Origin of the sequence: Enterobacter cloacae complex sp. P14RS (genome assembly GCF_014895895.1) — a bacterium.
GTDB classification, from domain to species: domain Bacteria; phylum Pseudomonadota; class Gammaproteobacteria; order Enterobacterales; family Enterobacteriaceae; genus Enterobacter; species Enterobacter bugandensis.
On sequence record NZ_JADBQM010000021.1, the window covers coordinates 179,749 to 198,820 of the forward strand.

19 protein-coding genes are annotated in these 19,072 nt (G+C 57.1%); 3 read left to right on the top strand and 16 right to left on the bottom strand.

Annotated elements, in window-relative coordinates; genetic code table 11:
- Positions 1-4: 4 nt before the first annotated feature.
- From IM295_RS16955 to IM295_RS16975, 5 genes are all read right to left on the bottom strand, one after another.
- On the bottom strand, positions 5-1,195 hold the full coding sequence (locus IM295_RS16955) for a cytochrome c biogenesis protein/redoxin (RefSeq protein ID WP_193067023.1): 1,191 nt from the start codon (positions 1,193-1,195) through the stop codon (positions 5-7).
- 136 nt (positions 1,196-1,331) lie between these two features.
- Positions 1,332-2,630, bottom strand: a complete 1,299-nt coding sequence (locus IM295_RS16960) for an ATP-binding protein (protein ID WP_193067024.1) — start codon at positions 2,628-2,630, stop codon at positions 1,332-1,334.
- Complete coding sequence (locus IM295_RS16965) at positions 2,627-3,367, bottom strand: response regulator (RefSeq protein ID WP_059357547.1); 741 nt, start codon at positions 3,365-3,367, stop codon at positions 2,627-2,629. The genes IM295_RS16960 and IM295_RS16965 overlap by 4 nt, the downstream gene beginning before the upstream one ends.
- A gap of 44 nt (positions 3,368-3,411) precedes the next feature.
- The gene (locus tag IM295_RS16970; protein WP_028013157.1) at positions 3,412-4,407 is read right to left on the bottom strand and encodes an alpha/beta fold hydrolase; all 996 of its coding nucleotides are present in this window, start codon (positions 4,405-4,407) and stop codon (positions 3,412-3,414) included.
- Positions 4,408-4,552: 145 nt separating this feature from the next.
- Positions 4,553-4,993 carry a GNAT family N-acetyltransferase gene (locus IM295_RS16975; protein ID WP_041909975.1) on the bottom strand — a complete coding sequence of 147 codons (441 nt, stop codon included), beginning with the start codon at positions 4,991-4,993 and terminating at the stop codon, positions 4,553-4,555.
- 184 nt (positions 4,994-5,177) lie between these two features.
- On the opposite strand from IM295_RS16975, the gene IM295_RS16980 reads away from it, so the two are divergent.
- Entirely contained in the window at positions 5,178-5,726 is a 549-nt protein-coding gene (locus IM295_RS16980) for a GNAT family N-acetyltransferase (protein WP_193067025.1), read from the top strand.
- Here the strand turns inward: IM295_RS16980 and IM295_RS16985 are convergent.
- The 8 genes from IM295_RS16985 to sad all read right to left on the bottom strand — a co-directional run bounded on the left by IM295_RS16985 (position 5,714) and on the right by sad (position 14,580).
- A complete protein-coding gene (locus IM295_RS16985) occupies positions 5,714-6,628 on the bottom strand; it encodes a bestrophin family protein (protein WP_045260518.1) in 915 nt (304 codons plus the stop codon). The genes IM295_RS16980 and IM295_RS16985 overlap by 13 nt on opposite strands.
- A gap of 200 nt (positions 6,629-6,828) precedes the next feature.
- The gene (locus IM295_RS16990) at positions 6,829-8,280 is read right to left on the bottom strand and encodes a tagaturonate reductase (RefSeq protein ID WP_193067026.1); all 1,452 of its coding nucleotides are present in this window, start codon (positions 8,278-8,280) and stop codon (positions 6,829-6,831) included.
- A gap of 116 nt (positions 8,281-8,396) precedes the next feature.
- Positions 8,397-8,924: a GNAT family N-acetyltransferase gene (locus IM295_RS16995; RefSeq protein WP_193067027.1), complete on the bottom strand. Its 528-nt coding sequence runs from the start codon at positions 8,922-8,924 to the stop codon at positions 8,397-8,399.
- 83 nt (positions 8,925-9,007) lie between these two features.
- Positions 9,008-9,973, bottom strand: coding sequence for a sensor domain-containing diguanylate cyclase (locus IM295_RS17000; RefSeq protein WP_028013150.1), 966 nt, complete (start codon positions 9,971-9,973; stop codon positions 9,008-9,010).
- A gap of 176 nt (positions 9,974-10,149) precedes the next feature.
- Positions 10,150-10,506 carry a DUF4186 domain-containing protein gene (locus IM295_RS17005; protein WP_193067028.1) on the bottom strand — a complete coding sequence of 119 codons (357 nt, stop codon included), beginning with the start codon at positions 10,504-10,506 and terminating at the stop codon, positions 10,150-10,152.
- Positions 10,506-11,432 (bottom strand): glutaminase B, encoded by a 927-nt coding sequence (glsB, locus tag IM295_RS17010; protein WP_028013148.1) that lies wholly within the window; start codon positions 11,430-11,432, stop codon positions 10,506-10,508. The genes IM295_RS17005 and glsB overlap by 1 nt, the downstream gene beginning before the upstream one ends.
- A 62-nt stretch (positions 11,433-11,494) precedes the next feature.
- Positions 11,495-13,084: a methyl-accepting chemotaxis protein gene (locus tag IM295_RS17015; RefSeq protein ID WP_193067029.1), complete on the bottom strand. Its 1,590-nt coding sequence runs from the start codon at positions 13,082-13,084 to the stop codon at positions 11,495-11,497.
- Between the two features lie 107 nt (positions 13,085-13,191).
- Positions 13,192-14,580 (bottom strand): succinate-semialdehyde dehydrogenase, encoded by a 1,389-nt coding sequence (sad, locus tag IM295_RS17020; RefSeq protein WP_193067030.1) that lies wholly within the window; start codon positions 14,578-14,580, stop codon positions 13,192-13,194.
- A 98-nt stretch (positions 14,581-14,678) separates the two neighbouring features.
- On the opposite strand from sad, the gene IM295_RS17025 reads away from it, so the two are divergent.
- Positions 14,679-15,557, top strand: coding sequence for a LysR family transcriptional regulator (locus tag IM295_RS17025; RefSeq protein ID WP_193067031.1), 879 nt, complete (start codon positions 14,679-14,681; stop codon positions 15,555-15,557).
- Here the strand turns inward: IM295_RS17025 and IM295_RS17030 are convergent.
- From IM295_RS17030 to IM295_RS17040, 3 genes are all read right to left on the bottom strand, one after another.
- Complete coding sequence (locus IM295_RS17030; RefSeq protein WP_193067032.1) at positions 15,511-15,993, bottom strand: GNAT family N-acetyltransferase; 483 nt, start codon at positions 15,991-15,993, stop codon at positions 15,511-15,513. The genes IM295_RS17025 and IM295_RS17030 overlap by 47 nt on opposite strands.
- Positions 15,994-16,083: 90 nt before the next feature.
- Positions 16,084-16,878, bottom strand: coding sequence for a PhzF family phenazine biosynthesis protein (locus IM295_RS17035; protein WP_193067033.1), 795 nt, complete (start codon positions 16,876-16,878; stop codon positions 16,084-16,086).
- A gap of 26 nt (positions 16,879-16,904) precedes the next feature.
- Positions 16,905-17,693: a PhzF family phenazine biosynthesis protein gene (locus tag IM295_RS17040; RefSeq protein WP_045260510.1), complete on the bottom strand. Its 789-nt coding sequence runs from the start codon at positions 17,691-17,693 to the stop codon at positions 16,905-16,907.
- A gap of 177 nt (positions 17,694-17,870) precedes the next feature.
- Here IM295_RS17040 and IM295_RS17045 point away from each other — a divergent pair, with 177 nt between their 5' ends.
- Positions 17,871-19,067, top strand: a complete 1,197-nt coding sequence (locus IM295_RS17045; RefSeq protein ID WP_193067034.1) for a sugar transporter — start codon at positions 17,871-17,873, stop codon at positions 19,065-19,067.
- Positions 19,068-19,072 lie beyond the last annotated feature (5 nt).

The window sequence follows — 19,072 nt, forward strand, 5'->3', positions numbered from 1 at the left end:
GGCGCTATGAACGGGCCTCTTTGAGCAGCTGCTGGATAATCTTTTCCTGCTGCTCATAATTCCCTTCGCCAAACGAGGTATAGCGTAGCTGACCTTTAGCATCGAAATAGTAGTGCGCGGGCCAGTACTGGTTGCCAAAAGCGTTCCAGATCTGATAGTTGTTGTCCGTCACAACCCGGTACGGCAGCTGCCATTTATTTACCGCGTTTTTCACCGAGGCGATCGGTTTCTCCCAGGGGTATTCAGGCGTGTGTACCCCTATGACGACCAGGCCCTGAGACTGGTATTTTGTTGCCCAGTCGCGCACGTGCGGAAGCGTATGCTGGCAGTTAATGCAGTCCCAGGTCCAGAAATCGATCAGAACCACCTTCCCGCGCAACGATTCAGACGTGACAGGGTCACCATTTACCCACCCTGTTCCACCGCTTAATGAAGGCAGCTGGCTGCTGGGCTCGGTCATGACGACCGGTTGAAGCTTCGCCGGTTGCGCGGCGGGCTTTGCCAGATTCAGCAGCGCGGTTTCAAGACGATTCGCGACGCCGTTTGCGCCTTGCAGAACAGACGTCATCCCCGTTGCGTTGAAGACGACGGCCGCTAACATCACCACGCCTGCCGCCTGACGTAATTTTTCCATCAGCGCCGATCTTGCTCTCAGCGGCGCCATCAGCGTGCGGCCTCCGAAAACGAGCAGGCCCAGCATCAGCGCGCAGCCGCTACCATAGGCGGCCAGCAAGGCTCCTGTGGCAATGGCCGAGTGTCCGGCAATATTGATGCTGAAAATGGCGCCCAGAATCGGTCCCGCGCAGGGAGACCAGAGCAGCCCGACGGCAAGGCCGGCCAGAAAAGCCGATGCCATACCACGCGTTTGCCCGCTTCGGGTGTTGAGGACATTTCCCGCGCTGACTGCCGGCCCGGCGATACGCTGGGCAAAGGCCGGAAAAATTAAGGCCAGCGCGGCCGTAGCCAGGACGATAAGCGCGATCCAGCGCCCGACAATAGTTGCCTCTGCTATCCACTCGCTGGCGACGGTGACGACCATCGCCACCAGGGTGAACATGACGATCATCCCCGCGAGCAGCGCCAGGATATGTCGCCGCTGCCCCTGAAAACCGGCGAACAGGAGAGGAATTACCGGGAGCGTACATGGACTGAGCAGGCTTATCATCCCGCCCAGGAAAGCAATTATCAGAAACATAGACACCTCACAATACAAGTCCTGCGCCGCTGCAGTGAGGCTATTTCATCGTGCGGATGTGTTCAGGATATGTGTAAAAGCGTGGGTTTTTGTCTCGCTCTGTATCGGCCACGCGGGGAGATACAGAACCGTACAATTAAAGGCGCGGGAGAGTAATCGAAACGTCCAGCCCGCCCTCTGCGCGGTTCTCCAGCTTTAGCTTTCCGTCCAGCTGAGCGGTGAGCTGCGCTGCGATCGCCAGGCCAAGGCCCGTTCCGCCGGTGTCGCGGTTGCGTGATGTTTCTATCCGATAAAACGGCTGTAATACCGCCTCCAGCTCGGCATCTGGTATCCCAGGCCCGCCGTCTATGATGTGAATCACCACCTCTCCGGCAGTCGAGTCATCAATGCTAATGGTGGCATAGTCGCCAAATTTCAGGGCGTTATCCAGCAGGTTGGTCATCACCCGGCGCAGCGCCTGTGGACGCGTGACGATGGGCAAACGGTTTTCGCCTGCCTGAAACTGCACGTTTTTACCGATGTCCTGATAATCGCAGGCGATGCTGTTTATCCAGGCGTTAAGCTCCAGCTTCAGCGAGGTCTCTTCCAGTGATTCTGATGACCGGGCATACGCAATACCCTCACGCACCAGACGAGACATATTATCAAGGTCGTTTAAGAGCTTGTCGCGCAGGTCAGGCTGATCCGCCATTTCAACACGAAGCTTCATGCGGGTAATGGGCGTCTGGAGATCGTGCGATATGGATGCCAGGATCTGCGCCCGCTCCCTGAGATAGGACTGAATGCGCGCCTGCATCGCGTTGAAGGCATGTGCTGCCCGCTGCACCTCGACCGGCCCCTTTTCCGTCATTGGCGAATTGGCAGCCGGGTCCAGGGAGTCTACCGCGCGGGTAAACTGTGAAAAAGGCCGTATCACCTGGCGTACGGCGATCCAGGAGCAGGCAGCCAGCACGAGCAGCTGCAGAATAAGAACAACGGGCAGCCAGCTGGCGACCGGCGGCATCCGAGGGATCAGGTCAATGGTCAGCGGTGCGCCATCATGTAGCGTGAGATGCGCCTGGATATGTGAAATGGCGCCGGGAACGGCGGTGAAACTTAGCGGGTACTGTTCCGCAAGCGTCGCTTTTAAGGTTCGGATGGCGTCCCGGGAGCGCTTGTCCGTCGGCGCGTTGCCAGGCTCTCCCGGTCCCAGAATATAGCGGTAGTTACCCCGTTCAAGGCGCGGCAACCAGGCCGCGCGCTCGCTGGCGGGTAAGCGGTCTAAAATAGCCACGCTGGTCGCGACATCGTATTCCAGATTACCGAGCATCACCGTTCGGGCGCTGTGCATTCGCTCTATCATGACCAGCGTCAGGCTCAGGGCATTGGCGAGCAACAGGCCGGGCAGCACGACGATCAGCAAGCGGGCCAGCAGCGAGCGTGGCCAGAGCGTCATTCGTTAGCCTCTTTGATGGTGACCGGCATGGTAAACACATAGCCCTCGCTGCGCACGGTTTTAATATACGCGGGCGTACGGGCATCTTCATTCAGACGCTGGCGAACCCGGCTAACCAGCAGGTCGATTGAGCGTTCAAAAAGCTCGGCGTCACGCCCCTGCGTCAGGTTGAGCAGCTGATCGCGGGTCAGCACCCTCTGCGGGTGGTCAAGGAAAACGCGCAGCAGGCGATACTCCGCCCCGCTGAGCGCCACAATCACCCCTTCCGGGTCGATCAGGTGGCGGGCAACGGTATCGAGCTGCCATTCGCCGAACGTCACCAGCCGCCCTGCTTCCGTCACCTGTAAATTGGGCGGCATCGTGCGAAAACGGCGTAAAATCGCTTTGATACGCGCCAGCAATTCTCGCGCGACGAAAGGCTTTACGACGTAATCGTCGGCTCCCATTTCCAGACCCAGGATCCTGTCCGTCTCCTCGTTGCGCGCCGTCAGCATCAGGATGGGCAGATCTTTATATTTCCCGACGCGTAATTGCCGGCACAGCGTAAGCCCGTCGTCGCCGGGCATCATAACGTCCAGCACCACCAGGTCGATATGCTGCTTCTCCAGCACGACGCGCATCTCTTTGCCGTTTGCCGCGCCGGAGGCGCGATAACCGGACTTAACGAGATAGTCGATAATCAGTTCACGAATATCCCTGTCGTCATCGACGACAAGGATATGATCAATATGCTCCACCGAAATCTCCAGACCGAAGGGTAACGTACTGAAAATAGCACATTTCAGAGTTTGTCAGCGTCAACAACTGCCTTGACGAAATCCTGCGGATCTTCCTGAGGCGGATTGTGCCCCACGGTTGCGCCGAAGGTACGGTGTTCATACTTACCGGTGAATTTACCCGCGTAGGCCTGCGGTGCCGGATGCGGCGCCCCGTTGTTTCCACCTTCGATGGTGATCGTCGGAACGGTGATATTCGGCAGCGTGGCCAGTTTTTGCTCGTAGGCGTCGTATTTGCGCTCGCCTTTTTCCAGCCCTAAGCGCCAGCGATAGTTGCTGAGCGTTACCGCAACGTGATCCGGGTTATCAAGGGATTTGGCGCTGGCGTTAAAGACAGCGTCGCTAAATTTCCAGTCAGGTGAGGCCTGAGACCAGATCAAACGAGCGAAGTCATGCGTGTTTTTGGCATAGCCTTCAGCGCCGCGCTCGGTGGCGAAATAGAACTGATACCACCACTGCTGCTCCGCTTTTGGCGGCAACGGCTGTTTACCAATCTGCTGGCTGCTGATGAGATAACCGCTTACCGAAACGAGCGACTTAACGCGCTCTGGCCACAGCGCCGCAACGATATCGGCCGTACGGGCACCCCAGTCATAGCCTGCAAACACCGCCTGCTTGATATTCAGGGCGTCCATCAGGTTCACGATATCTTTCGCCATCGCGGAAGGCTGGCCGTTGCGCAGCGTTTTTGCCGACAGGAAGCGCGTAGTGCCGTAGCCGCGCAGAGAAGGCACAATCACGCGGTAGCCTTTTGCCGCCAGCGCAGGCGCGACTTCAGCGTAGCTGTGAATATCGTAGGGCCAGCCGTGTAACAGAATGACCGGTTGGCCGTCTTTAGGACCAATGTCGACATACCCGACGTTAAGATCGCCGGCGTTAATTTGCTGTGGACGATCGAAAGCCGCCGCTAAGTTAGTGCCGGTGACTTCGGCCTGACATGACATGACGGTGCCAAGGGAAACGGTGAGAGCAAGCGTTGAATAAGCGAGTTTGCTGAACATGTTGGTATCTCCGGTTGAGTACAATTCACGGGGATATAACAACAGTTCAATGTATAGCGGATATGTGCGGAAACGCGTTTATTGCAAGCCTGTGTATGTATCTGGAACACGGATACAGTGTGATACAAACACAGGCATTTTTGCCTTAAAGGGAGAGACGATAGCGGACGTAATCGTCAGCGTCACCGTATCGATCGTAGAGTTTACGTGCCGGATTGTTCTCCCGGGTAACCCAGTAGAGCTTTGACCACCCTTCGCGCTTGCCTTCCGCTATCAAGGCATCAATCAACGCCTTACCCGCTCCCGCGCCGCGCTCGGCTGCATCAACAAACAGATCTTCCAGGTAGCAGATGGGCGCGGTTGACCAGGTTCCTTCGTGCAGAACACACATTGCGAAACCGATGACCTTTGCGTCTTTCTCTACAACCCGACAGAACATCGGTGAATGCGTTGAGAGCGCCCTTTCCCATGTCGATGCGGTAACGGACTCCTCGAGGTAGCAATCATAAAAATGGGTATAGCCATCCCACAGCGGTCGCCACTGGGGATAGTCGTCTTCGCGTAGAGGTCTTACCGTGACAGCCATGCGTTCCTCACATTACAAGTCGATTGCCATTTCAAAACAGCGTAAATCAGCCCCCGCCATACGCGAGTGATGATAGTTCCATTTCTGGTAGTGAATAACCACAGCACGCCTCACCAGAATGTGATAGAGATGAAAATACCAGAACGCAAACAAAAACATAACGCTTAAATAAGGAGATCCGCAGATGACAATACCGACCCTCACGACAGAACGTCTCCTGCTGAAACCGCTGGTCGCCGAAGATGCGGTTCAGATTCAAAAGCTGTATCCGCGCTGGGAGATCGTCCGCTATTTGGTCTCTTCCGTGCCCTGGCCCTACCCGGAAAATGGCGCGGAAAACTATGTGAATAACGTCGCGCTGCCGGATATGGCAAAAGGGATAGCCTGGATCTGGAGCATCCGCCGTCGTGAGGTGCCGGATGCGTTGATGGGGATTATCTGTCTGTACGATGTTGACGATAATAACCGCGGATTCTGGCTGGCGCAGGAGTTTCAGGGACAGGGATATATGCGTGAGGCCAGCATTGCCGCGACGGATTACTGGTTTAATACGCTCAACAAACCCGTTTTACGGGCGCCGAAGGCCGCCGCGAACAGCCGCTCCCGTCGTATTTCAGACAGCAGCGGCATGCGGCTCATCAGAACGGAAAAGAAAGCCTACGTCAGCGGGATATTGGACTCCGAACTGTGGGAGATCACCCGCGACGAGTGGAACGCCCATCAGGTCAGCTGATAGTACTTATCCGGCATCAGCCTTTCCGGAATGTTCTCTTCATCGTTCATCTGCAGCAGATCGCGTTCCATCATGTTGCAGATGGCGTCCAGCGGAAGGTCGTTATCTTCTGTGCCAAACGGGTCTTCCAGCTCTTCCGCCAGGGTGTCCAGCGAGATAAAGGTGTATGAGATCAGCGCCGAGACAAACGGCGTCATGTAGTGCAGATCCACAACCAGCGCGAACGGCAGCATGATGCAGAACAGATACACCGTGCGGTGCAAAATCAGCGTATAGGCAAACGGCACTGGCGTTGTCGCAATCCGTTCACAGCCGGAAAGGACGATGGACATATCGTTCAGGCGGTTGTTCAGGCTGTGGAACAGGATGTCCGAAAGCTGCCCGTTACGCCGCCGCACGGCCAGCCACTCCCCCATGACCAGCAAAATACGGTTCGCCGGCGAGTTGGCGCCCATTACCTGAGCTAAAACGTCCGGGGCAAGATAGCGAGAGAGCTGGTCAGCGTTCATTTCCCGACGCAGGGTCATGCGCAGGCAGTTGGCAAAGGCGATCTGCAGGCGGACAAATTCTCCCAGGTGCTTATCGTCCGGCAAGGTGTTTTTTACCTCGCGAAACAGCGAGCGTGCCGCTATCATCAGTTGCCCCCACAGCTGGCGAGCCTCAACGTAGCGTGAATAGCAGGCGTTGTTTCTGAAACCAAGAAAGATTGCGATCGCCACGCCGAGAATGCTAAATGGCGCCACGGTAAATTTTATGCCCAGCGAGGTATACCACGGCAGCATCAGGATAACGGCGATAGAAAGCAGGAAGTTGAGCAGCAGTCGGGTATAGATTTTGGGGAGTACCGAACCGTGCCAGACAAAAATCAGTTGTAGCCAGTGCTGTTTAGGACGAACAATCATAGTGAGTTTCAGGCAAGAAAAGAGCGTGGCTATTAAACGTGATCCCCATCACGGTTGCAAGCATGTTAACGGAACATTGCATTCTCTCACCTGAAGAATGAAAACCGCACGGTGCTGCATTTGATTTTAAAAACAGGGCAAATAGCATGTTGTAACTAAAATAATGCCTGTTTAAACCCGGCCGAAGCCGGGTCACGTAATTAGCAAAGCGGCTTCACCGCTGCGCGCATGCCCTTCAGCAGAATGGCATCAAGATCCCGCGTCACCTGATCAACCAGACCGTCCACCTTCGTCAGGTCCTGCTCCCAGTGCGCTTTTACGCTCAGCACGGCGTGCACCAGTTCGCGGGTAGCGAGCTGATTATCGCGATGCTGCGCCCATAGCTGTTGATAACGTTCCAGCCAGAACGCATCATCCTGCACCGGATAGTTCTCTCCGTTACGCTCCGCGCGATAAAATGCGATCAGTGCCGCTAACGCAAACGTCAGACGCGCTGGCAGTTGACCTGAGACCTTCTGCCCTGCCAGCAGCTGCGGAAGAATACGCGTGCGATACTTGGTCATGCCGTTGAGCGCGATGGAAAGCAGCTGGTGTCTGATGTAGGGATTTCGAAAACGCCCCGTTACCGCGCTGGCGAACGACTCCAGTTCGTCGCGGGGCAAATCGAGAACCGGAATAATTTCCTCATAAATTGCTTTTTCGACGAAAGCGCACACGTCTTCATCATTCATCGCCTCGCCAACCGTATCCAGCCCGGCCTGATAGGCCACCGGTACCAGCGCCGTGTGCGCACCGTTAAGAATGGCGACTTTACGCTCTTTATAGGGCTTGATGTCGTCGACAATCAGCACGTTTAACGGGTACTTATCCAGGCGCAGTTCACCAGCCAGCGAGGCTGGCCCCTGAATGACAAACAGATAAAAGTGTTCAGCCGTGTCAAGGAACCCATCGTGATAACCCAGCTCAGCCTCTAGCGTGTCCACTTCATCCCGCGGGTAACCGGTCACGATACGGTCAACCAGCGTTGAGCAGAAATGGTTTGACTCGTTCAGCCACTGGATAAAGGCGGCAGGCAGCGCCCACTCCTGGGCATAGCGCAACACAAGTTCACGCAATGCGTCACCGTTGTAGTCAATCAGTTCACACGGAATGATAACCCAGCCCTTGTCAGGCGCGCCGTTAAAGTGGCTAAAGCGCTCAAACAGCAGGCGCGTTAGCTTCGCCGGGTAGCTGACGGCAGGCGCATCGTCGAATTTATCCCCCGCGTGATAGCTGATTCCGGCTTCGGTGGTGTTCGAGAAAACAAAGCGCATATCCGGGCTGTGTGCCAGTTTCAGAAAGGCGTCGTAATCGTCGTAGACGCTGATTTCACGGTTAACAGAGCGGATAAGTCGGGCTTCACTCACCTCTTCGCCCTGCTCATTCAGGCCACGAATGATGGTGGTGTACAACCCATCCTGCGTGTTCAGCGACGGGGGGAAGTCGCTCTGAATAGGACGAACGATAACCACACCGGCGTTGAGATCGGTATGTTCATTCAAAAGGTCAATTTGCCAGTCGACAAACGCACGCAGGAAATTGCCTTCGCCAAACTGAATAATGCGTTCGGGATACTGCGCACCGGGAAAATCACGACGGTTGAGCGTGTTCACAAGAGGGTTCCTTTTATGATTAGTCATACAGCCTGATAAGATTGGTACGATAACTTATCAAAACTTTACGACCAGAAACCCTGTTTCGATCAATCCCCGGCGTGGTTGTGAAAAAATTATAAGAATTTATAGAACACCGACGTGGCCGTCATAGCGCCGTCCGGCATCAGCGCGTAGCGCGGGATCTCACCAACCTTTTGCCAGCCGGCACGCTGGTAGAAGGTTTCGGCGCCGCTGCCGGTGGAGGTATCGAGCACCAGAACCGAAATGTTTCTGGCCTGGGCCTCAGCTTCCAGCGCTTCCATCAGCGCCATTGCGGCCCCTTTTCGACGCGCTTTTTCATGAACCAGCAGCTTTGCCACGTCCGCACGGTGCGGCTGGTTTTCCGGCTGGTCGGTAATCAGTTGCACCGTGCCAATGACGCCCTCCTGCGGATCAATACTGGCCAGCACCATGCGCTCGTTGCGCCCTACGCTGTCAGCTATGCCGAGCCAGAATGAACGGGCCTTCTCCAGGTTAAAGGGCAGCATAAAGCTGACGGATGCGCCGCCGTTTACGCAGTTTTCGAGGATCCCGGCCAGCGCATCAAGATAGGTGAGAATGTCGTCGCGGGTGAGGTTTTTGATTTGCAGTGAGGTATTCATTTTTTTGTCCTTAGGATGAATACCCTCACTTTGCATTTAACATTTTATTAACGCAAACGGAACGGTCATACGCTTTTGTTATGTCATCTGGCCCGCTGCCGCTGCTGCTTCATGGCATACATTTTTTCATCGGCATCTTTGAGCCACTGCTGCAGGTCGTTGCCGTTATGATCGAATTCGCTCAGCCCCCAGGAGAACAGAAGCGACCACGGATGTAGCTTGCGTGCATTGTAGTTTTCGACCTGCTCGGCGAGATACTGCATGGCAATCCACGCGCCCTTCTCATCCGTATCAGCAAACAGCACGGCAAACTCATCGCCACCAAAACGAACCAGCATATCCGCTTCGCGGAAAGAGGCGCGCATCAGCTGCGCCATGGTCTTTAACGCCTTATCTCCCTCTTCGTGCCCGTAGCGATCGTTAATCTCCTTGAAACGATCCAGATCCAGCCAGCCGAGCGTTAACGGCTCGGCCCGGCGTCGGGCGATGGAGAGCGTGAACCGCACGAGCTGGTTAAAGCCCCGTCGGTTGAATAATCCGGTCAATTCATCCGTGGTCGCCGCGCTGATTGCCGCAAACTCATCTTCAGCCAGCGCGCCCAAATCCCCCAGCACGGCGAGATCGGTCGCTGAGAACTCCCGCGGTGCGTAGTCAATCAGGCAAAGCGAGCCAACGCTTGCGCCGTTGCGTAAACGCAGCGGAAAGCCTGCGTAAAACCGCACGCGAGGTTCGCCGGCCACCAGCGGGTTATCCGCAAAACGATCGTCCTGAAGCATATCCCCGACGATCAGCGGTGCTTCGGTGAGGATGGTATGGCCACAAAAAGAGATGTTGCGCGGAACGGAATCGGGTGCCTGCCCATCCGCCGACTTAACGATCAGCGTATGCTCATCAATAAGGTTGACCATGGCCAGCGGTACCTGGAAAAAGCGTTTTGCCAGACGCGTTAAGCGGTCAAACGCCGGGGAACTGTCAATCTCAAGCAGACCCGATTCGCGCAGCGCGTTAAGTCTGTCAATTTCATTTTCAGGTGTTGCAGGTGCTTTCATAATGTCTCCTGACGTAAAGCGTTACTCAAAGCGTAGCTTAAACCGAGACATTGTCAGCGTTCGACGTCCTGTTAAGCCGCTATCCATTTCACGTCAATGCGTTATGACGATTTGCTCGTCCGCCAGCCGGGTACGAGGCTGCAGGCGGTAAGCGCAGAACGCATTAAATATCATTTTTAGGCGTTCATCTGTATCACCAGCCAGCGGTGGATCACGCTGACGATATAATGTTGCTGCTGCGCGCTCAGCTGCACGCCCTGGGGAATGTTATGCCATTTTGCCAGACAGCCCCGGCAGCAGGTCGCGGTGGCATGCTGGGCGATAAACACCGGGTGGCCACGCATGGGCGTCTGCTTGCCGTCGTTTGCGGGTTGCGCGGGTGCAAGGCGTTTAGCGACAAAATCGGCGGCATGCTGGTCAATGGTTTCGGGGCCTTTGTCCCAGCAGTACTGTCGTTCCTTATTGCCTAAACGGAAGCGCGAGCGAAACGTCGATCGCGCCAGGCGGGAAAAAAGGGGATCCAGGTCAGACATCAGTATACAGAACGTCCCAGGCGCTGGGTCAGCTTCTCCAGAACCGCCACGCCGGCAAGTGAATTTCCCGTTTCATCCAGCTCCGGGCTCCAGACGGCAATCGCCATTTCATGCGGCACTATCGCCACCACCCCGCCGCCAACGCCCGATTTGGCCGGAAGGCCAACCCGCCAGGCAAACTCCCCGGCGTTCTGATACATGCCGCTGGTAGCCATCAGGGCGTTAACCTGACGCGCCTGAAGCGGGGAAACCACCTCCTGATCGAGGTGCGGCGCGTGCCCCTGGTGCGCAAGGAACAGAAACGTCTGAGCCAGCTCAACGCAGTTCATCTTCAGGGCGCAGTAATGGAAGTAGTTTTGCAGCACGGTCGCCACGTCATTGTGGAAATTGCCGAAGGATTTCATCAGCCAGGCGATAGCCGCGTTGCGGGCCGAGTGTTCAAACTCCGAGCGCGCCACCACCGAATCATAGGCAATATCGTCCACGCCAGAAAGCTGACGAACAATCTCAAGCATTCGCTGACGCGGTGCGCTAAGGCGGCTTTGCAGCATATCGCAGACCACCAGCGCCCCGGCGTTGATAAAGGGGTTACGCGGTTTACCCTGCTCGATTTCGAGCTGAAGCAGTGAGTTAAAGGGCTGACCGGACGGATCTTTTCCCACGCGCTGCCAGATCTCTTCTTCCTCATACTGGCGCATCGCCGCGACCAGACTCAGCACTTTAGAAATAGACTGAATAGAAAAGCGTTCAGTGGCATCGCCTGCCTGGTATCGCTGTCCGTCTATGGTACAGATAGCGATGCCCAGCTTATTCCCGCTCACCGAGGCAAGGGCCGGAATGTAGTCGGCCACCTTCCCCTTTCCTAATAACGGACGAACCTGCGCCAGAATCTCGTCCAGCATCTCATTATGGATGACCGCAGCCACTCTTTGCTCCTTGCCCTCAGGCTAAAACGGGCTGCGAGTATAACAGAGGCTAATGTATTGCGTCAGGCGCTAAGACGAAAACGCGAAACGGCCTGCAATAAAAGATCGGACTGCTTTTGCAGGCGTTCAGAGGCCTCCGAGGCGTCAGAAACCAGCAGATCCGTCTGGCGCGAGACCTGATTCAGCGCCTGAAGCTGGCGCGTCATCTGGTGAATACTTTCTCCCTGACTGAGCGTGGCGGTCGAGATTTCATTCAGCAAACTGCTTAAATTGCCCACCAGACCGGTGACCTGCTGCAGGTTCTCTTCCATCAGATTCACGGCGCGGGAGCCGTCTTCAATGCCCTGCACGGAGCGGTTGATCAACTCCTGAATGGTCTGCGTCGAGTGGCTGCTCTTTCGCGCCAGGAGCCCGACTTCCCGGGCGACGACGGCAAACCCGCGCCCCTGGTTTCCTGCATGGGCGGCCTCAATGGCGGCGTTGAGCGCCAGAATGTTAGTCTGAAACGCCACGCTGTCGATCATCGCCACGATCCCGCGCATCTCTGACGATCGCTCGACGATCGCCCGCATGGAGGCATTCACGGTCGACATCATCTGGTCGCCTCCTACGGCAGCCTGACGCGCTTCATCCGCGCGCGAGCTGGCGAGGCGGGCATAGCCGGTATTCCCTTCCACGTGGGTTTCCAGCACCGCGATATGCGCTGTGACCTTCTCCAGCTCCTTTGCCTGACACGCCGACTGCTGGTACAGCTTCTGGTTTCCCTCCGCGAGGGTGCCAATGTTCTCCACCATCGTGGCTGTAGCGTGGCTGACCTGCGTCACCAGTTGCTGCAGGCCGCGCTGCATGGTGGCAACGCTGTCGCTAAGCTGTCCCGTCTCCCGGTTAAAGCGCATCACGTCCGGCGGCGTGCCGGAGAGATCTCCAGCGGCCAGCCGGTTAATATGCGCAATAAGCCGACGCAACGGCGTAATCACCCACCTGGACATACCGAACCAGACGGCTGCGGCGATGGCGAGTAGCAGAACCGGCGCCAGCAGGAACAACGTTTGCAAACCGGAGAGCTGCGCCATTAAAGCCTGACGCCCCTGCATGGCCTGCTTCTCGCTGGCCTGCTGATAGCGCGCGTAGTTGTCGTTAAAGTCGGTCTGAAACGCCTGTGCCGGCACGGCAAAAAAGGCATCAATCGAGTTGGTTCTGACAAGCGCTTCCGATTGCTCCTTAATGGCATCGTAGAAAAGCTGGTAGCTGTTAATCAGCGCCTCATCTTTTGGCGGGCTGAGCGCCAGCCAGGCTTTCCATGCCTGCTGAGAAACCGCCAGCGACTTTTGTGCGTCGTCCATCAGGCTGTGCCAGCTTCCTTCCGAGCCGGTTTCTTTATCTTGCATAAACCAGACGCCGGAGCGGTTGAGCAGATCGCTCGCCGCCAGCAGGGAGACGCGCGCCAGATCCAGCTTGCTCTGCTGCTGATACGCCAGCAGGTTTTGCCGTTCATTGCGCTGAGCTTCCTTCAGGGAGGCGTTCAGCAGAAAGGATGAGGAGAGCTGTAGCGCGGAGAAAAGGCCAATAATACAAAAGATACCCGTCAGCAGGCCAAACTGGCGAGGGATAAGACGCTGCGCAATACGGCGAAAAATTTGCGTTAGGTTCATAATTTTCTTCAGTAACAAGACGTTAGACGCGTGCGAGTCTACGAAACGAAAATGACAGAACCATTGCAGATAAATGACAACGGCCCTCGTGATGAGGGCCGAATAAATTACACGCGATCCTTCCACACCGTCTGCACATTACAGAACTCGTGCAAACCAAAATGGGAAAGCTCGCGGCCAAAGCCACTTTTCTTCACGCCACCAAAGGCCACGCGCGCGTCGCTGGCGCTGTATCCGTTGATAAACACCCCGCCGCACTCCAGCTCGCGAGAGAATTTATCCGCAAGCGCTGCGTCGGCGGTGAAGACCGTGGCAGACAGGCCAAAGTCGCTGTCATTGGCAAGCGTCAGGGCGTGCGCCGCGTCTTTCGCAACGGTAATGGCCGCGACCGGACCAAACAGCTCCTGGCGGAAGGCCGTCATCGATGGGGTGACGTTCGCCAGCACGGTTGGCGCGTAATAATTCCCCTCAGCGCTGATTTTCTCTCCCCCCAGCAGCAGCGTTGCCCCTTCTGCCAGGCTCGCCTGCACCTGCTGATGCAGTTCATCGCGCAGATCATAGCGCGCCATCGGGCCAAGGTAGTTCTCTTCTTCATCCGGCGAGCCCATCTTTAACGCGGCGACGGCGTCAACGAAGCGTCGGGTAAAGGTGTCTGCAATACCCTCTTCCACAATGAACCGTTTGGCCGCCGCGCACACCTGCCCGGTATTCTGGTAGCGCCCTGCTACCGCCGCCTTCACGGCAAGATCCAGGTCGGCATCGTTGAGAACGATGAACGGGTCAGAACCCCCCAGCTCAAGAACGCATTTTTTCAGCGCCGCCCCCGCCTGCGCGCCAATGGCTGCCCCGGCGCGCACGCTGCCGGTGACGGTTACCGCCGCAATGCGACGATCGTTAATCGCCTGGCTTACGCCGTTATTGGTGGCGTTCACCCAGCCGAATACCCCTTCAGGGAAGCCGGCGTCCGCAAAAATCTGCGCGATAAGTTCCGCCGAGCCGAGCACATTGGGCGCGTGTTTGAGCAGATAGCTGTTACCTGCCAGCAGGATCGGCACCGCGCCGCGCAGCACCTGCCAGAGCGGGAAGTTCCACGGCATCACCGCCAGAATTGGCCCCAGCGGACGATACTCGATGACCGCGTTGTTATTCTCGACCTGCGTGGGTTCAGCATTCAGCATCGCCGGGCCATGTTCGGCATACCAGTCGCAGAGGCCCGCTGATTTCGCCACTTCCGCCCGCGCCTGCTGAATGGGTTTTCCCATCTCGCGGGACATCATCCGGGCCATCTCTTCCGCGCGACCGCGCAGCGCGGTGCCGAGATCGCGCAGCTTCTGCGCCCGGTGGGCTACGCTTTCGCACCGCCAGTGACGAAAGCCCGCATCAGCCAGCGCGATGGCACGTTCAACCTCTTCCTGCGTCGCCCACGGATACGAGGCGAGCGTTTCGCCCGTTGCAGGGTTAACGGACAGAGCATGTGTAGCAGATGAATATTTCATGATGTTCTCCACGCATTTCGGTTGATTAAGTGTGGCTCACTCTGCTATTTCTTAAAAATGAATAATACTGACCACCTTATTCACGAAACGAGAATGCTATGGACTTAACCCAGCTTGAAATGTTCAACGCCGTCGCGCTGACGGGCAGCATCACCCAGGCGGCGCAGAAGGTGCATCGCGTTCCTTCGAATCTGACGACCCGCATCCGCCAGCTGGAGGCCGATCTTGGCGTGGAGCTGTTTATTCGTGAGAACCAGCGTTTACGCTTATCTCCCGCCGGGCATAACTTCCTGCGCTACAGCAGGCAGATCCTGGCGCTGGTGGATGAAGCGCGCATGGTCGTCGCGGGCGATGAGCCGCAGGGGCTGTTTACCCTCGGCGCGCTGGAGAGCACCGCCGCCGTGCGCATCCCTGAGACGCTGGCGCAGTTTAACCAGCGCTATCCGCGCATCCAGTTTGCCCTTTCTACCGGGCCGTCCGGGACGATGATTGATGGCGTACTGGAGGGAACCCTGAGCGCCGCCTTTGTCGACGGGCCGCTGTCGCACCCGGAGCTGGAGGGAATGCCGGTCTACCGGGAAGAAATGATGCTGGTCACCCCTGCCGGGCAGACAGAGGTAACGCGCGCTGCGCAGGTGAGCGGCAGCGATGTTTATGCCTTTCGCGCAAACTGCTCGTATCGCCGACACCTGGAGAGCTGGTTTCATGCAGACAGAGCCGCGCCGGGACGCATTCATGAGATGGAGTCCTATCACGGCATGCTCGCCTGCGTCATCGCGGGTGCGGGCATCGCGCTGATGCCGCGCTCAATGCTGGAAAGTATGCCAGGCCACCATCAGGTTGAAGCCTGGCCGCTGGCGGAAAACTGGCGCTGGCTCACTACCTGGCTGGTGTGGCGACGCGGGGCGATGACCCGCCAGCTGGAAGCGTTTATAGCGCTGCTAAACGAACGTCTTCAACCAGCGCCTTCTCCATAAACAGGCTGAGCGGATCGTCCACATACGGGGCAAACGCCGGACGCCTATCGTAGCCGCTTCGTTCATAAAGACGAATCGCGGCATGCTGTTTGATGCCCGTTTCCAGCCGTACGGTATGGCAGTGACAGCTCAGGGCCTCATCTTCCAGCGCGGCCAGCAGCTTCTCAGCCAGATGTTGCCCGCGATGGGCCGGATCGATATAAACCCGCTTCATCTCCCCCGTTCCGTCGCCGTTGAGCACGATAGCTCCACAGCCAACGGCCTGAAGCTGCGGGTCGCGGACGATCATCAGGATAAGGGATGTCGCGGGCAGTTCTGAAAGATCGAGCAGATGGTTGCTTTCGGCGGGATAGAGTTCGCTCTGATAACGGTCGAGGGCCGCAATCAGCTTAAGAATGTCCGGGTGACGTGCAGATTCAGAGGTAATGGAATACATGGCAGGCTCCTTGCTTTATTTGTGTAACTCAATGTCAACATAGCGCAGGCCTGCCAGGCTGCTTCATAGTATTAACTTATCGCGCAGCCGCTAGCGTAAAAAGATCCGCCCTTTCAGGTACAGGGTGGCCTGGCCGGCAATGAGTACACGGTCGCCCTTCAGCTCGCAGCGAAGATCCCCGCCGCGGTACGACACCTGGCGGGCGTTAAGCGACGTCTTACCCAGCCTTTCACTCCAGTAGGGGATCAGCATGCTGTGCGTGGACCCGGTAACCGGATCTTCCGGCACCCCTTCGCCCGGGCAGAAAAAGCGGCTGACGAAGTCATATTCCCCTTCGCCCGGCGCGGTTACGCAGACCATTTTGCCCAGCGGAACCATCGCGCCAATATCCGGCATTAATGCCTCCACCTGCTGCTGGCTCTCCAGCACCACGAGGTAGTCTCGCCCGACGCGCACCTCTTTTGCCGCCGGGATGCCCAGCGCGCTAAACAGTGCAGGCGGTGGGTTATCGACGACCTCCGTGGACCATGCGGGGAAATTCAGCGTCAGCCAGTCGCCGCTGCGTTTGACCGTCAGCTCCCCCACGAAGCGCGTGGTAAAGTGGATTTCCGTGTGCGGATAGTCCAGATACTCAAAAATGACGTGTGATGCCGCGAGGGTCGCATGGCCGCAGAGGTTAATTTCATGCAGCGTGGTGAACCAGCGCAGTTCAAATCCGCCGTCGGTTCGCACAAAAAACGCGGTTTCCGACTGATTATGCTGCTGTGCCATTTTGAGAAGCGTCTCGTCCGGCAGCCACTCTTCCAGAGGACATACCGCTGCCGCGTTGCCGCCAAAGGTTTTGTCGGTGAAGGCATCCACCAGATAAAAATCAATTTCCCGCATTGTCTCTTCCTCTTTTGTTATCAGTTTTAGCGCAGATACACAGTGCCTTTCAGGTAGCACGACGCCTGTCCGCTCATCAATACGCGCTCCCCTTTCAGCTCGCAGCGCACATCCCCGCCGCGCGCCGAAACCTGACGGGCAAACATTGCCGTTTTCCCCAGCTTTTCGCTCCAGTAGGGGATGAGCATCGTGTGCGCGGATCCGGTCACCGGATCTTCCGGAACGGCAACGCCCGGTGAGAAGAAGCGGCTGACAAAGTCATATTCCCCTTCACCCGGTGCCGTCACGCTCACTTTATGCTCGCCCGGCGTCATTGCCGAAAAGCGCGGCGCAAGCGCTTCAACCTGCCGGGGATTTTCCAGCACAATCACCCAGGCGCGGCCTTTACGGGCTTCAACGTAATGGCGGATACCGAGCGCCGCGAGCATCTCCGGCGGCGGCGTCTCTTCACGGGTCGGGCACGCCGGGAAATCCAGCGTCATCCACTCTCCCTCCCGGCTGACCGTCAGTCGGCCAGAGGCGGTATCAAAGTGGATCCGCGAGTCGGGGTAATCGAGTTCATTAAACAGAACGTACGCGGCGGCCAGGGTGGCGTGACCGCAGAGATTGACTTCAGTGAGCGTGGTAAACCAGCGTAGCTCAATGCCGCCCTTAGTGCAGACGAAAAATGCGGTTTCCGACTGATTATGCTGCTGCGCCATTTTCAGTAACGTTTCATCCGGCAGCCATTCGTTCAGCGGGCAAACCGCTGCCGGATTGCCGCCGAACGAGGTATTGCTGAATGCATCTACCAGATAAAAATCAATCTCCTGCATTGTCTTACCGCCTGTCTGTGCTGTGTTGTACTTTTATATTCAATGAAAACAACGCCCCCGGCTATCGCTTTCATAAGGTAAATATTGAGATCTGCGTCACATAATGGTTGAGTTTTCGCCGTATGACGTTTTAAGATCGCCTTCTCATCTTTCCAGCAACGAATCTCCGACATCCCTATGACAACGAACACAGTTTCCCGCAGGGTCGCGTGGCTACGCGTGGTCACGCTGGCCATTGCCGCATTTATTTTTAACACCACAGAATTTGTTCCGGTTGGGCTGTTGTCTGACATAGCAGAAAGCTTCAAGATGGAAACGGCGCAGGTGGGGATTATGTTAACTATCTACGCCTGGGTGGTGGCGCTGATGTCTTTGCCGTTTATGTTGCTGACCAGCCAGATGGAGCGGCGCAGGCTGTTGATCGGCCTGTTTGCCCTGTTCATTGCCAGCCATGTCCTGTCGTTTATGGCGTGGAATTTTACGGTGCTGGTCATTAGCCGCATCGGCATTGCCTTTGCCCACGCGGTGTTCTGGTCGATCACCGCGTCGCTGGCTATTCGACTCGCGCCGGCGGGTAAACGCGCCCAGGCCTTGAGCCTGATTGCCACCGGCACCGCGCTGGCGATGGTGCTGGGGCTGCCCATTGGCCGCATCGTAGGACAGTACTTCGGCTGGCGTACCACCTTCTTTGCCATCGGCATGGGCGCGCTGGTGACGCTGGTGTGTCTGATTAAGCTGCTGCCCGCGCTGCCAAGCGAACATTCCGGCTCGCTGAAAAGCCTGCCGCTGCTGATGCGTCGCCCGGCGCTGCTGAGTATCTACCTGCTTACCGTTATCGTGGTTACCGCGCACTACACGGCGTACAGCTACATTGAACCGTTTGTGCAGGTGGTCGCGGGCTTTAGCGCAAACTTTGCCACCCTCTTACTGCTCATTCTCGGCGGCGCGGGCATTATTGGCAGCGTGCTGTTTGGTAAACTGGGTAACCAGCATGCCTCCTTGCTGGTGAGCAGCGCCATCGGCCTGCTGCTGGCGTGCCTGGTGCTGCTGCTGCCTGCGTCAGGCAGCGAAAGCCAGCTGGCGATCCTGAGCCTGTTCTGGGGCGTGGCGATCATGATTATTGGTCTCGGCATGCAGGTGAAAGTCCTGGCCCTGGCGCCGGATGCCACGGACGTGGCGATGTCGCTGTTCTCGGGGATATTCAATCTGGGGATTGGCGCGGGGGCGCTGGTGGGTAATCAGATTAGCCTGCACGTATCGATGTCGGCGATTGGCTATCTGGGGGCGATTCCGGCGCTCGTCGCGCTCGTCTGGTCGGTACTCATCTTCCGCAAGTGGCCGGTGGCGCTGGAGGAACAGGGGCAACACGGGTGAGGTGC

Excerpts from the sequence above, each read along its gene's own strand:
- IM295_RS16955 (WP_193067023.1), bottom strand. The coding sequence starts at position 1,195 with ATGTTTCTGATAATTGCTTTCCTGGGCGGGATGATAAGCCTGCTCAGT.
- IM295_RS16960 (WP_193067024.1), bottom strand. The coding sequence starts at position 2,630 with ATGACGCTCTGGCCACGCTCGCTGCTGGCCCGCTTGCTGATCGTCGTG.
- IM295_RS16970 (WP_028013157.1), bottom strand. The coding sequence starts at position 4,407 with ATGTTCAGCAAACTCGCTTATTCAACGCTTGCTCTCACCGTTTCCCTT.
- IM295_RS16975 (WP_041909975.1), bottom strand. The coding sequence starts at position 4,993 with ATGGCTGTCACGGTAAGACCTCTACGCGAAGACGACTATCCCCAGTGG.
- IM295_RS16980 (WP_193067025.1), top strand. The coding sequence starts at position 5,178 with ATGACAATACCGACCCTCACGACAGAACGTCTCCTGCTGAAACCGCTG.
- IM295_RS16985 (WP_045260518.1), bottom strand. The coding sequence starts at position 6,628 with ATGATTGTTCGTCCTAAACAGCACTGGCTACAACTGATTTTTGTCTGG.
- IM295_RS16995 (WP_193067027.1), bottom strand. The coding sequence starts at position 8,924 with ATGAATACCTCACTGCAAATCAAAAACCTCACCCGCGACGACATTCTC.
- IM295_RS17000 (WP_028013150.1), bottom strand. The coding sequence starts at position 9,973 with ATGAAAGCACCTGCAACACCTGAAAATGAAATTGACAGACTTAACGCG.
- IM295_RS17005 (WP_193067028.1), bottom strand. The coding sequence starts at position 10,506 with ATGTCTGACCTGGATCCCCTTTTTTCCCGCCTGGCGCGATCGACGTTT.
- IM295_RS17015 (WP_193067029.1), bottom strand. The coding sequence starts at position 13,084 with ATGAACCTAACGCAAATTTTTCGCCGTATTGCGCAGCGTCTTATCCCT.
- sad (WP_193067030.1), bottom strand. The coding sequence starts at position 14,580 with ATGAAATATTCATCTGCTACACATGCTCTGTCCGTTAACCCTGCAACG.
- IM295_RS17025 (WP_193067031.1), top strand. The coding sequence starts at position 14,679 with ATGGACTTAACCCAGCTTGAAATGTTCAACGCCGTCGCGCTGACGGGC.
- IM295_RS17030 (WP_193067032.1), bottom strand. The coding sequence starts at position 15,993 with ATGTATTCCATTACCTCTGAATCTGCACGTCACCCGGACATTCTTAAG.
- IM295_RS17035 (WP_193067033.1), bottom strand. The coding sequence starts at position 16,878 with ATGCGGGAAATTGATTTTTATCTGGTGGATGCCTTCACCGACAAAACC.
- IM295_RS17040 (WP_045260510.1), bottom strand. The coding sequence starts at position 17,693 with ATGCAGGAGATTGATTTTTATCTGGTAGATGCATTCAGCAATACCTCG.
- IM295_RS17045 (WP_193067034.1), top strand. The coding sequence starts at position 17,871 with ATGACAACGAACACAGTTTCCCGCAGGGTCGCGTGGCTACGCGTGGTC.